Annotated in this window: 12 protein-coding genes; 3 read left to right on the forward strand and 9 right to left on the reverse strand. The window is 32.9% G+C overall.

Annotation, left to right across the window (positions count from 1 at the left end; translation table 11 throughout):
• The first annotated feature begins 225 nt into the window (after positions 1-225).
• Together AB0A59_RS05125 and AB0A59_RS05130 are read left to right on the forward strand one after the other, a co-directional pair.
• Positions 226-789, forward strand: a complete 564-nt coding sequence (locus tag AB0A59_RS05125) for a hypothetical protein (RefSeq protein WP_458747019.1) — start codon at positions 226-228, stop codon at positions 787-789.
• Positions 790-1,649: 860 nt separating this feature from the next.
• Positions 1,650-1,979: a hypothetical protein gene (locus tag AB0A59_RS05130; RefSeq protein ID WP_458747020.1), complete on the forward strand. Its 330-nt coding sequence runs from the start codon at positions 1,650-1,652 to the stop codon at positions 1,977-1,979.
• Positions 1,980-2,101: 122 nt separating this feature from the next.
• Here AB0A59_RS05130 and AB0A59_RS05135 read toward each other — a convergent pair whose 3' ends face one another.
• The 3 genes from AB0A59_RS05135 to AB0A59_RS05145 form a co-directional block, all read right to left on the reverse strand.
• Complete coding sequence (locus tag AB0A59_RS05135; RefSeq protein WP_458747021.1) at positions 2,102-2,578, reverse strand: CBS domain-containing protein; 477 nt, start codon at positions 2,576-2,578, stop codon at positions 2,102-2,104.
• 524 nt (positions 2,579-3,102) lie between these two features.
• Positions 3,103-4,233, reverse strand: coding sequence for a cache domain-containing protein (locus AB0A59_RS05140; RefSeq protein WP_458747022.1), 1,131 nt, complete (start codon positions 4,231-4,233; stop codon positions 3,103-3,105).
• 325 nt (positions 4,234-4,558) lie between these two features.
• Complete coding sequence (locus tag AB0A59_RS05145; protein WP_458747023.1) at positions 4,559-4,891, reverse strand: hypothetical protein; 333 nt, start codon at positions 4,889-4,891, stop codon at positions 4,559-4,561.
• A gap of 542 nt (positions 4,892-5,433) precedes the next feature.
• Here AB0A59_RS05145 and AB0A59_RS05150 point away from each other — a divergent pair.
• A complete protein-coding gene (locus AB0A59_RS05150) occupies positions 5,434-5,664 on the forward strand; it encodes a hypothetical protein (RefSeq protein ID WP_458747024.1) in 231 nt (76 codons plus the stop codon).
• A 718-nt stretch (positions 5,665-6,382) separates the two neighbouring features.
• Here the strand turns inward: AB0A59_RS05150 and AB0A59_RS05155 are convergent.
• The 6 genes from AB0A59_RS05155 to AB0A59_RS05180 form a co-directional block, all read right to left on the reverse strand.
• Complete coding sequence (locus AB0A59_RS05155; protein WP_458747025.1) at positions 6,383-6,646, reverse strand: DUF5661 family protein; 264 nt, start codon at positions 6,644-6,646, stop codon at positions 6,383-6,385.
• 821 nt (positions 6,647-7,467) lie between these two features.
• Positions 7,468-7,923: an acyl-CoA carboxylase biotin carboxyl carrier protein subunit gene (locus tag AB0A59_RS05160; RefSeq protein WP_458747026.1), complete on the reverse strand. Its 456-nt coding sequence runs from the start codon at positions 7,921-7,923 to the stop codon at positions 7,468-7,470.
• The gene (locus tag AB0A59_RS05165) at positions 7,920-8,132 is read right to left on the reverse strand and encodes a hypothetical protein (RefSeq protein WP_458747027.1); all 213 of its coding nucleotides are present in this window, start codon (positions 8,130-8,132) and stop codon (positions 7,920-7,922) included. Before AB0A59_RS05165 ends, AB0A59_RS05160 begins: the two co-directional genes overlap by 4 nt.
• Before the next feature lie 39 nt (positions 8,133-8,171).
• Complete coding sequence (locus AB0A59_RS05170; RefSeq protein ID WP_458747028.1) at positions 8,172-9,443, reverse strand: acetyl-CoA carboxylase biotin carboxylase subunit; 1,272 nt, start codon at positions 9,441-9,443, stop codon at positions 8,172-8,174.
• A 136-nt stretch (positions 9,444-9,579) separates the two neighbouring features.
• The gene (locus AB0A59_RS05175; protein ID WP_458747029.1) at positions 9,580-11,115 is read right to left on the reverse strand and encodes an acyl-CoA carboxylase subunit beta; all 1,536 of its coding nucleotides are present in this window, start codon (positions 11,113-11,115) and stop codon (positions 9,580-9,582) included.
• A gap of 828 nt (positions 11,116-11,943) precedes the next feature.
• The gene (locus AB0A59_RS05180; RefSeq protein WP_458747030.1) at positions 11,944-12,411 is read right to left on the reverse strand and encodes a hypothetical protein; all 468 of its coding nucleotides are present in this window, start codon (positions 12,409-12,411) and stop codon (positions 11,944-11,946) included.
• Between the last annotated feature and the right edge of the window lie 6 nt (positions 12,412-12,417).

Raw genomic sequence — 12,417 nt, forward strand, 5'->3', positions numbered from 1 at the left:
CTCTCCAGATATTAAGAATTATACTAATAAGAATAATTCTAGCATTTGTATGTATTAACTCGACTCAGTTTTTCATTTGTTTATTTTTAAACTACTCATTTTGCTTGAGGCATCTCTCGAACACACATTTCATCGCAGAAATTTAATTTATCATCTAGAAGAAAATTCCCTTATTATCTTGGTAAATTATTATATGGTAGATTTTTCTTAATAACCCGAAGTAAAATGCTAAAACATAATAGCTTCAAAACAGTCTCGGTACTTGCTGTAGTATTTTTTGCAGTATTTATGATAACAGGTCCTGCCGCATATAATTTTCAAAGTGTATTAGGACACTATGGAGTCAAACTGGACAAATGTGAAGATGATGACGATTACTATGACGATAACAAGAAAGATTGTGATAGGAACTTTAAGAAGCATGACAAAGAGGATGACTACTGCGATGATAAAGAACATGACCACAACGGACATGATAACGGAGACGAGTGGTGCGATGATCATGGAGAAGGTAAGGGAAACGATGACGACTGTGATGATAATGGCAAAGATGAAGACCGTGGTGATGATGACTGTGATGATAATGGACATGACCATGATAACGACAACGGCCATGATGACAGACATGATGAAAATGGAAATAACCAAGCATCTCAAGCCATAGGTCAGTCACAATCATCAAGTCAAAACAGCCAAGTAGCTTCAGGCGCTGATACAACAGCCGCGGGAAATAACATAAACCTACAAAACCAAGAAAATACTGGTAACAATGCAATAGCACAACAATAACATTTCCTTTTTTTTATCAAAATAAACTGATTTTATTTCTGATTTAGAATATAATAGTCACAAATGCAATCTTGCGTATTTCATCCTTTCTTGTAGGATTACAATTTATAAAATTGATTCCTGATATATTCGACATTAGACCTCGACCAGTTCGATTTATTTTTCTCTTTTGCCAAGGAGATCAATAGAATTAGTAAATGTTAATCGCTTATTTTGTTATTGAGCAACTCTGTTTATTATACTCAAACTTCTTGGCTTTACGCCGCTAAAAATGACGTTTTTAATAACAAAATAATTTATTCAGAATCTTTTCAATTCTAAAACCGAAGATGGACGGTTGACGTAAAAAGATACAGATGAAAAGTGTCAGTTAGGAAAATATTCCCCATCTAAATATGTGCTTCTTGGTCATGTATTTATTTGGATTAAAAGAACCATTGGAAAAAATTCCTCTTGCGCTGGACGCATTTCAGTTGATCAAAATAGTCACTGTCACAGTCACAGTTACTAAATTTCATATGTTATAATTGGGTTTATAACTAAATTCTGGTAATTCTCTGCTAAACTGTTTGTAAGAATAATATCCGAAAAGTTGAAAACTCTAATCCATCTAAAGAGAAATTAAAAAAGAAAATTACGCACCGAAAGTTTGGATAGATATTCCATCTTTAATCTATTTTTCAATATTAAAGCAACAAGTTAGAGAGAAGGTTGTTTCTGGTTGTGGAGGCACTACAAAATCTATTTAGGTGTTATCAAAGTATCGTGTTACTTAACACATATTAATATTATAATCTATTCTGAATGCAATATTAAATTAGGAAGAGTTTGATTATATTGAATGAATTTGATGAATTATCATGTCTGGAAATTGTAATAAAAATAGATTAGAGTTGGCTTTTCCAAAAGTATTTGATTGGATAAAGGCTGCGAAAATAATTGATGAAAGTAACATCCAGAATGCAAGTGTTGCCTTGGACATGTCACTGGAAAATACATACCCAATTTTGAAAAATGGAAATCCGCTAAAAAGTGAAGGCAACGTACTAGAGTATCAGGTTGACAAGCCAGTGTTAATAGATGACAATACTGGCCAAATAATAAATTGTTTTTCTGATGTTGATAGCGAAAGTAGGCATAAAAAGTCATCTATGCCAACTTCAAATGAAGATCGGATACCATTACGATGACCAAAGAAAGCAATTGATATTCTTACAAATTAATTTTGCTATAAAGGTATATTTTAAATAATAAATACCACATATAGATAGAAAAAAAAATTAAGATCCTGACAAATAAAGAAAAAAAATAATTATTTAAAAAATGAGTTGCTAAACCAATGATGTGAAAATTCTTGGTACATATCCTTTTGTGGGATTGGAAAATTACTATCCATGACGGTGGTAATCAAGTTCTTATTCTTCATTAGAGTATTAAATAAATCGTGTTCTGTGACAATACCTACAAAGCTGTTTCCCTCAAGTACAATAATTCTTCGAATCTTTCTTTCATACATCAGTTTCATTGCATCCAAAACAGATGACCTTGATGATAATGTGATTATAGGATGACTCATAAGCTCCTTGATAGGCACCTGCATATTGACTAGCTGTGTTGAACTTAGAATTCTGATTATATCTTTTTCAGTAATTATTCCAACCGGATTTTTACTTTCATTACTATCAATGACAACAACTGATCCTATTTTATTATCAAACATAATCTTGGATATTTCGAAAATATTTTGATTCTGTTCTGCGGTTTTGACATCCTTATTTAATATGTCCATTATACTAATTGATTCTAGACTCATTTAATATGGTTGACACTTTGGGTATTTAGATTTTCTGAAAAAATTAAATTAAGTTTTGGAAAACAGCCATCTATAGTATATAATGAACGGTATTCTTCTCATATAGATGAGTTTTGCAGAGTAAATTTATGTCCATTCCTATTAGGAGAAAAGTCCAAACATAAATAACAATCCGAATCCTAACTATATATAAAGCAGCATAATGTAGTAATTCATCCAATCATTCAACTTAAAAATCAATATTGGAATATGGCTTGAATGGATTAAAAAATAGGTTAGACGAATAGCACAATTTCAAATAGATATATAAACCCTACTTAATGTAATGAAAATATTATTACTAAATAATTTAAACTAGATTATATAGTACACGAAAAGGGTTTTTTCAAGTTTTAGAAGAAGTAGATCGGTTAGAAAGTTCAAAAATAATCCAACAGATGAAACGATATTAAAAAATCCTTGATATATGTAATTCTTCTCCCTCTGTTTGAAATTTTGTTTTAATCCGACGTACCTGTTGCATCAACTGATTGCATCAACAGGACAACAAAAGTATTATGAAATACCTGGACCGGATAATACGTTACTGAAATGTCCTTATTCTCTATTGTGTCTAAAGTCAAACCCGATTGTCCGTTTATGGCATTCCTAAAACTAGTGAGATTGGCAAAAGACTCGGCAATCGTGCTTTTGTTCGCATCAGAATCTGCAATTTTCAGTCCATTGTGTCCTACATAGACGACACGCGTGTACCCATCTGAAGATGTAAGATTAATCGATTGAAGGTCTTCATTCAAAGTCTCAAAGTCAAGACCTCCTGCCCAAATGCCAACCATAGTAGAATTGTCTTCTAACGAAAATACTGGAACTGCTATTATAGATTGCAATTGACCTGAAGATACCGATTGGGTGGGATCTCCTAAATAAATCTCATTTGTGTCAATTACTCCTTTGAAGTAATCGCGAAATCCCAGATTGTTTACCGTGGACATTATCTGTCTGGAGTACGGTTCGTCAAGATATATATCTCCATTTGGCATTATAAAAATAATTATCTGAAAATCCTCATAACTTGACAAAATATTTTGAGCCACCAGTCTCTTTTCAATATCTGCATATGGAGGTATTCCGTGTAAAGTGGTTAGTGTTTGATTAAGCAAGTGACTAAGCGGAACTTCTCTTATCTGTGGTAGTTGACTGGTCAGGTTAAGTACTGCACCTGCATTTTGAATATAGTTTTCAAGGCTTTTTGCCAAGATTTTTGTTATAACTGTGCTATTCTGTACACTTTCTGGATCAATAATAGGGCTGACCTGACCTTGATTCATGTTGTTGATCGTATCTGTAAATGTTTGCTGAACTTGATTCTCTATTGTTCTCTGCAAATCCTGTTGGTTCTGTTGGATTGATTCACCAAGTGAAGGATCAGAACCAGAAGAAGTAGTTGTCGCGTTGACATAAGGAATAGCATCAAAATTTTGAATATATGTTATAGAATATAACGAGGACAAAAGGAACGAAATCATAAAAATAGCTCTAACCTTATTTTGTGCCATCGCTGATGAATGTGTGACTGCTAATAACAAATTCAAACGCATTGAAAGGCTTGATGATCTTTCTTTATTTTTCATACAACCACTGCTTTTATACCGAGGCAATAGATATATCTATTTCGCAGTAAAGAAAATCTGACACAGCTCCTGGGCTCGTAATACGCCTATTAATAGACTCGTTGGACTAGGTTAATAACTAAATCCTTTTTTAGCCTCAATAACATGAGATATAGAGATAAATAGTTGCGATGGCCTGACAATCAGACCGATCGCTAATGACATACCACAATACTTTAGGTCATCTATGTCTTAATAGATTATGAGACAAAAAGACCATACTCAAACCGATTGGGTTTGGTGAATTACTTAAAAGCCAATTGGAAAACACTAATTATTACAGTCATTATGGGTATGAATAAAGACTCAGTTGTATTATCTTGTTTCTTATGGGTTCTTTGACCGATATCTCATCTGCCGGAAGGTTCAGAAAAGTGGTAAAACAAATAATTGGTTTCAATCTGTCAATACTTTCTGAAAATGCCTCATATAGTGAATTTACCAGTTCATTTCTCTCTTGAGGATGTAAAACGGTAATTTTAGGGTAAACTTTAAGGGTATTAATATCAAGATCAAGATGCCTTCCTAAATGTTTTCTATACGAATTTATTCCTTCAAAAAGATATTTTAATATTTTAACTTCATCATCTTTTTGTTCATACAAACTTTTCCTTACCATTACTTTTGCATAATGATATCGGAAATGTTTTACTGCTATTAAAGAAACTAGATGCAGATAACCTTCAAAAAAGATTATGAATAACAGTATAGATCGTATGGAGAAATTAAATGGATCCGAGGATAAGAATTCAGTGAATGAACCTAACAATCGATACCTATAAAGTCAATGATCCCAAAAAGTATTGCGAGTGGAATTGCGATATACACGATTTTTAAGCTAAGATCTCTTGTAAAGAACCGATATCGGCACACATCCCAGGAGATGAGAATTGCTATTAACAGACTGTTAATAGATTTGTCCATGTTACTGTGTTGCAGATAATCGAAAAATCACCTTTCACTTCATAGCAAACTCTATAATTGGAGTTAATGTTGTTACTATATTGTGATACAACTGGATTAAGCTTGATAAAGTCTATTTTTAACCACAATTTGAAAAGAGAAAGAAAAAAATGATATGATCTAAAAGTTTTCAATTTCACGTAGTAGTTTATTAGCATCGACAGCTATTTAGTAGGTATGAAGTGTCGTATTTGTAATATGCCAATTGTAGTTGTACCCTTAAAGACAGTTACACTTGATAAACAGAAGGAGATTTACTATGATTTAATTTTAGACATATGTGATTATTGTAATGGGCCTGTGATAGGAGTTCGTAAACGCAATAGGCAAGATCCCACGTCACTTAGCAATAATGAGAATGAGCATAAGGAATTAGAAGATAAAATGGACTTTTATACAAAGAGTAATGATAATAATGGGATTTACTGAATCCTTATCTTGATAAATCTGCATCTATATATGGAATCAGTTTGTTTATACTGAGACATGATTGCACTTGGGGATCCTCTACAAATCTATTTGATTTGTTTCTTTGAACAGAATTTGTCCTGTATACCTCTTTAAGAACAATATTGTAAGACCGAAATTTAAAAACACAAATCATTTTTGATAATTTGTTCATTGTCTTGTAAATCATCTTTTTTGCCACAAAATTACTAGAATGTTAATAATTAACAAGATGTGTTACAAACTAGCGAGTTTAATACGAAATGATTCGCCTGCTCCAACAAAAAAATCGTTCACAGATGATCAAATTGGAATCAATATAATTATCATTGATCATAATGAATTTTTATAATCATTAGAACCCTATGGCCACAAAGAACATATTTACCACGGACGACGACTTTTAATAATTGAATAATCTATAATAAATCGAGACTGTAAGAAACATGCTTAAGTAAGTAGCCTATTACCACAGAAGGAACAGAAATTGAATGTATACTAATCTATACACTTGGGGTAACCAGCATCATCCATACAAAACATCTCTACGTTGTCTTTTTCTATTATGTTGACCCAAAACCTCTGCCAATTTTGAAATCAGAAGTGTTGAAAACTTGTATAAATATTTAAAACATAGAGAAGGAATTACCGTACAATTAATATGCCTTCCTAAAATTAAATTTAAACATTATTAATGGTACTATACCTGCTCTTCTTTTGCTTGACTTTCCATTTTTTGCAGTCGTGTATAATAATCAGGAAATTCATTTAAATGTGCCAGTGCAATCTTTCCGGTTGTTATTTCATCATCATTCGTTACATTAGTTGATAACTCGCGACTCCCGTGTTCTAATTCTACATCTAACCCCATTCTAAATTGCTCTGCGTCAAACTTAGTCCAATCGATACCTATAGACTCGCCAATTCTTCTGGCATCATCTTTTGTAAAATGTTTTGCTGTCATGAAATAATAATTATAAGATTACTTATTAGAATTTTTTCTTTTTTATTAAAAATGAAACATATAATATTTATAAAGAATAAATTTTTTCATTATACGACTCTCGAAATAGAACGATGACATTAATGTTGCTTTTATGTGTTTACATCCCAATAGAGGGGCATCAACAATAGATAATCAAAAAAAAAGCTTACGGTGTCAAAATGCAAATGATATTTTAGTAGGTATTCATATTTACTTAGATGATCTAATTATTTTGATGTGTCATATCAATGCACTGAGGTGGCTGCTGGATCCTCTTCCATAAGGCCAAGTATATTGTTTTCAGTGTCCTTAAAGACTGTCATATACCCAACACCTGGTATTGCTGTCTTTGGCTGAATAATTTCTCTACCATTTTCCTTTATAAGTAATGAATATTTTACGACGGAATCAACATTGATGAACGGAGTAAGATACTACAAGATTTTATCACGTTTTGCCAATCCTCCGTCAATCCCATGTTCACTCTCATTTCCTGTCTTTACTTGCCAGCATTACATTGGTCCTTCCCATTTTTTTAAACTCCCACGCAAACACCTTCTCGTAGAATCTGATGTCTCGCTCTGGCTCATCTGCTGTAAAGTCCAAATATGATATCTGTGTTATGTGTAAATTACCATCAGAGAAATCACTTATAAAAATTATGAATTACTAATAATTATTTTTTCAAGATATGAATTCAAATAATATTATGAACTTCAAAGACAAGAAGTTCATCGCTTATCGTATGAAAAAAGAAAATTATGTCCGGTCATCTAAATACAACATTTCAGATGGAAGTACTACTCAAAAATTAGTATTATTTCTCCTGCTTTTACAGGTTGCTGTTTGTTGAACAATATTTCTATTATCTTTCCATCTCTAGGAGATTTAATTTCGTTGTACATTTTCATTGCTTCAAGAACTAAAAGAGATTGACCCCTCTTAACATATGATCCAAGTTGCACGTAAATATCAATTATATTTCCACTCATGGGTGCATGCAATTCCCGTATGGTTTCTTGGTCGATATTTATTTTAGATATCGTGTATGCCAAGCCATTTATGATTAAGAAAGATTGTTGTTTACCATCATTTCCTATTCCTGTTCTCTCATAAAAATCAAGACAAAACCTCTTTGAATCTATAACAATTTCATTTTCTTTTATTTTGGTCAAATCTATAGCTTTATCATTTATGAAGATTTTATTCTCATCTAATTTTACTTCATAAGTTGTTCCGTTAACCTCTAACTTCATTTGGCCCATCTCATAGAATTTTCTAAATTATAATTTCCTTGTAAATTAAGAAATTCTTCAAATCTACTTAAAATCCATGGTTGTCTCTGCCCATTTTCTTGCGGTGTTTCGTCTTCTTTAAAGTACTTACTTGATGATCCTGATCTTTTCAATATATTTTCAAATATTATTGCTGCAATTTCTCCACCCTTTTCTGAATATGATTTCATTTTTTCAACAAAAGCAGTATCGTAATTTCCGGTTAGAAATCAATCATCATTTAAAGCAGATAAATGAAAAGGTATGGTTGATGGAATCCCAGAAATTCTGAAAGATAAGAGAGTATTTTTCATTTTTTCAATTGCTTCTTCTCTATTTTCTGCCCTGACTATTACTTTGGCAATTAAAGAATCATAAAATGGTGGGATGTTATATCCTTCATACACTGAACCATCTATCCTAATAGATCTTGAATCAATAGGAGGGGTATAATTATTTACCAAACCAGGATATGGTGCAAAGCTAATAGGATGTTCAGCATTTATTCTGCACTCAATGGCATGCCCGCTGGCTTTTATATCATTTTGTTCAAGTGTCATCCCATTCCTACACGATATGTTGAGTTGTTGTTCTACTATATCAATTCCAGTAACGGCTTCTGTTATTGGATGTTCGACTTGTATCCTTGAATTTATCTCCATAAAATAAAAGGACTTATCCTTTAAAAGAAATTCGACCGTTCCAGCGTTATCATATCGAATTTTTTTCATAATTTCAACTGCAGTTTTTACCAAACTCTCCCTAGCGACGTCATCTAATGCTGGAGATGGTGTTTCTTCGATTAATTTTTGATGTCTCCTCTGAATAGTGCATTCTCTTTCTCCTAGATGGATTATTCTCGAACGATCACCTATTATCTGTACTTCTATATGTCTTGGATTTTGTACATATTTTTCAAGATATACTCTACCTGAACCAAAGCTTAATAACGCTTCTCTTATAGAGAACTTTAATAATTTTGTCAATTGTTGAGGAGTATTTATTATTTGAAGTCCCCTTCCTCCTCCTCCTCTTGCAGCTTTTATAATTACCGGATATCCTAATTCTTCTGCAAATTCCAATGCCTCATTTATATCCGATACTTCTTTACCCTTTATAGTAGTAGCAACGTTTGATAATATCTCTTTAGCTAACACTTTATCTCCCGAAATTTTTAATACATCAGCAGAAGGGCCTATAAAGACCAATCCCTCTTTGTTACACAAATTAGCAAATTCTGATTTTTCAGCAAGAAAACCATAACCTGGATGTATGGATGTGCAATCCATTTTTCTTGCCGCATCAACTATCTTGATCATATTCAAATAACTCTCATTGGGCAAATTTCCACCGATATTTTCTACACTGTCACAATGTTTTATATGCAAGCTATCCTTGTCAGCATCAGAATATATTCCACATGGAGAATATCCTAGTTTACGACATGTCTTGGCCACTCTTATCACAATTTCCCCTCTATTAGCTATAAGTATTCTCTCCATTCTGAAACTAAGTCACAAGGTAAAATTAAAATTGTTCTATACCAAAAAATTTTAATATACACCAGCAGATTACGTAATGGCCTATCTACAAAACCTTTTTGTACCAAAAAATTGATCAAACTTATTAAATTATGGTTTATATAGGCATGTTTCCATGTTTTCTTTTTGGTAAATCTTCTCTTTTCCTATTGATGGCCTTTAGAGCAGAAATGAGTTTCTGTCGAGTCTCTCGAGGCATTATTACATTGTCAATATAACCTTTAGAGGCTGCAATATATGGATTTGAAAATTTTTTTTCATAATCCGATACTAACTCAGATCTTCTTTTGACTTTATTTTCAGAAATAGATAATTCTTTCCTAAAAATAATATTGCATGCACTTTCGGCACCCATAACAGCGATCTCAGCTTTTGGCCAAGCGAAATTATAATCTCCTCCTATATGTTTACTATTCATTACATCATATGCTCCACCATAAGCCTTTCTTGTGATTACTGAAAGTCTAGGTACTGTAGCTTCCGAGAATGCGAACAACAGCTTTGCACCGTGTCTTATTATTCCCCTCCATTCCTGATCTGTACCAGGAAGAAAACCAGGAACATCAACGAAAGTTATTATGGGAATGTTGAAGCAGTCACAAAATCTTACAAATCTTGCTGCCTTGTTGCAAGAATCTATATCTAAAACTCCGGCTAAAATTTCTGGGTTATTGGCTACTATACCTACAGTGGTACCATCTAACCTAGCAAAACCAATTATAATATTTCTAGCCCAGAATTTTTGGACTTCGAAAAAGTCTCCCTTATCAACTACTTTTCTAATTACACTTTCCATACTATATGACATATGTGAGTCGGAAGGAAGGATTGAATCAAGGCTTTCGTCCAGAAGAGTAGAACTATCAATTGATTTGACCTTTGGTGATGATTCCAAATTGTTGGACGGAATAAATGATAGCAATTTTTTCAATATTTCAAAACAATCATATTCATCATCTGCAACAAAATGAGCTACGCCACTTTTTTCATTATGTATGTAAGCGCCACCTAGATCTGTAGATGTAACATTTTCATTGGAGACCTGTCTCACAACATCTGGACCAGTGACAAACATGTATGCTGATTTTGTCATTATTATAAAATCGGTCAAAGCTGGAGAATAAACTGCACCCCCCGCACAAGGGCCCATTATCAAGGATATTTGAGGAATTATGCCAGAGACTCTAACATTTCTATGGAATATATCTGCATAACCACCTAGGCTTTCGACCCCTTCTTGAATCCTCGCACCTCCAGAATCGTTTATGCCTATTATTGGAACCCCTTGTTTTAATGCATGATCCATTACCTTACATATCTTTGATGCAAAACCAAGACCAAGTGAACCACCAAAGACTGTAAAGTCATGACAAAAAGAGTAGACTAAACGAGAATCTATTCTTCCATAACCTGTTATAACACCGTCACCTAGAATTTTTTTATTTTCCATTCCAAAATCATGACAACTGTGAATCACAAAAGGATCTATTTCCTCAAAACTAGCTGTATCAAATAAGGCATTGATTCTTTCAAACGCCGTCAATTGACCCTTTTTTCTTCGTTCTTCTAGTTTCTCTTTTCCACCACCTAGAAGATGAGTTATCCTTGTTGCTTCTAAATCAGAAAAATTCATGATCCAAATTATGCAACTGAATAAAAAGAGTTTTCGTTATCGTTCTAGTAGTGTTCTAATTGTTATTGCAAAATCAGATGAAATAGGATAATTTACCAGTTATTTAAAAACAAAGATTCTGAGGGTGTTTATATAGGTTTTATTGTTGTTTTGAATTAATCTTGTCTTCAGATTATATATAGAATTTGAGGCCCTGACGTTATGAAGATCTTATAGCATTCTACTTATTGTATGTGGGGTATTAGGTTCAAAGTTAAAACGCTCAGTATAAGCGCCAGGTACTCACTGAACCATATTTCTTTGCGCGGCCATCAAAGTACCCCACAGAGTGTGAATGGATGTTTGCCGCCTATATGGCCAACAATAATAAAAAAGGAAATGAGATAGAAGTGAATCATCTCGAAATAGATGTAGGTAAAAGAATTGATGAGTTTTAGAGTCATTAGGTGAAAAAAAGTAGGTCCTAATTCATTCATTATTCGTAACCTTTGGCAAATAAAAAGTCAAAGATATGGGAACTATTTGGTTCTTGCATAACATCCCAGAAAATTAAGTGCTACAGGAATTAGAGTTTTAATCAAAGATGCTTGGCAGATCCAATGTTTAAGAGGGAAATGAACACCCCAAAATGGAGAATACAATTTCAGAAAATTTGATTTTAAAAAGTGTACATGGATTTTGAAAATTTTTTAAAACGGAATGACAGAACGTCATGAGGGTACTCATCGTTTCAATGCTAATGTCACATGATACCGCCAGTTTTCTCCCTCTGATTAATATTCTTATTAAGATCAATATTATATCAGAGAATTCACAGATAATCAAAATTCATAAATTATTGATTGCTTCTTGCATATCTTTTTCACTTAAACCTTGATATTTCATAATTTGCTCATAGACCGGTCCTTTAGTGACTAATTTTGGTCCTGGTTCCAGTATCGAAATAGTATGCTTGATCAGATCATTCATATATCTTATCCACTCTGTCAATTGTTCTTTTAGACTCTCATCCGAAGTCACTTTCGCGGTTCCTATTATTTGACCTAGTTGATGAAATGCCACAATGATCATCAGTCTAACTCGTTGACATTCTTGCTTAAAATTATCATTATCTTTTATATTTGAAATTGTCTTACTTAGGTGATATTGACAATTATCAAGTGATGTTGCAACTTCATTTGCTTTCACAAATTCGATAAATTTATTAGAGAAGTTCGCCAGACCCATATTCAAATCTGCAAACCCTATCTTTGCCCCATTCAAAGTGATTTCATTGCCAGTCCTTTTTATTAACATCTCATG

This window comes from Candidatus Nitrosocosmicus sp. T (genome assembly GCF_054408485.1).

Coding starts and splice junctions, on each gene's coding strand:
- AB0A59_RS05125 (WP_458747019.1), top strand. CDS start 226: ATGCTAAAACATAATAGCTTCAAAACAGTCTCGGTACTTGCTGTAGTA.
- AB0A59_RS05130 (WP_458747020.1), top strand. CDS start 1,650: ATGTCTGGAAATTGTAATAAAAATAGATTAGAGTTGGCTTTTCCAAAA.
- AB0A59_RS05135 (WP_458747021.1), bottom strand. CDS start 2,578: ATGGACATATTAAATAAGGATGTCAAAACCGCAGAACAGAATCAAAAT.
- AB0A59_RS05140 (WP_458747022.1), bottom strand. CDS start 4,233: ATGAAAAATAAAGAAAGATCATCAAGCCTTTCAATGCGTTTGAATTTG.
- AB0A59_RS05145 (WP_458747023.1), bottom strand. CDS start 4,891: ATGGTAAGGAAAAGTTTGTATGAACAAAAAGATGATGAAGTTAAAATA.
- AB0A59_RS05150 (WP_458747024.1), top strand. CDS start 5,434: ATGCCAATTGTAGTTGTACCCTTAAAGACAGTTACACTTGATAAACAG.
- AB0A59_RS05155 (WP_458747025.1), bottom strand. CDS start 6,646: ATGACAGCAAAACATTTTACAAAAGATGATGCCAGAAGAATTGGCGAG.
- AB0A59_RS05160 (WP_458747026.1), bottom strand. CDS start 7,923: ATGAAGTTAGAGGTTAACGGAACAACTTATGAAGTAAAATTAGATGAG.
- AB0A59_RS05165 (WP_458747027.1), bottom strand. CDS start 8,132: ATGAAATCATATTCAGAAAAGGGTGGAGAAATTGCAGCAATAATATTT.
- AB0A59_RS05170 (WP_458747028.1), bottom strand. CDS start 9,443: ATGGAGAGAATACTTATAGCTAATAGAGGGGAAATTGTGATAAGAGTG.
- AB0A59_RS05175 (WP_458747029.1), bottom strand. CDS start 11,115: ATGAATTTTTCTGATTTAGAAGCAACAAGGATAACTCATCTTCTAGGT.
- AB0A59_RS05180 (WP_458747030.1), bottom strand. CDS start 12,411: ATGTTAATAAAAAGGACTGGCAATGAAATCACTTTGAATGGGGCAAAG.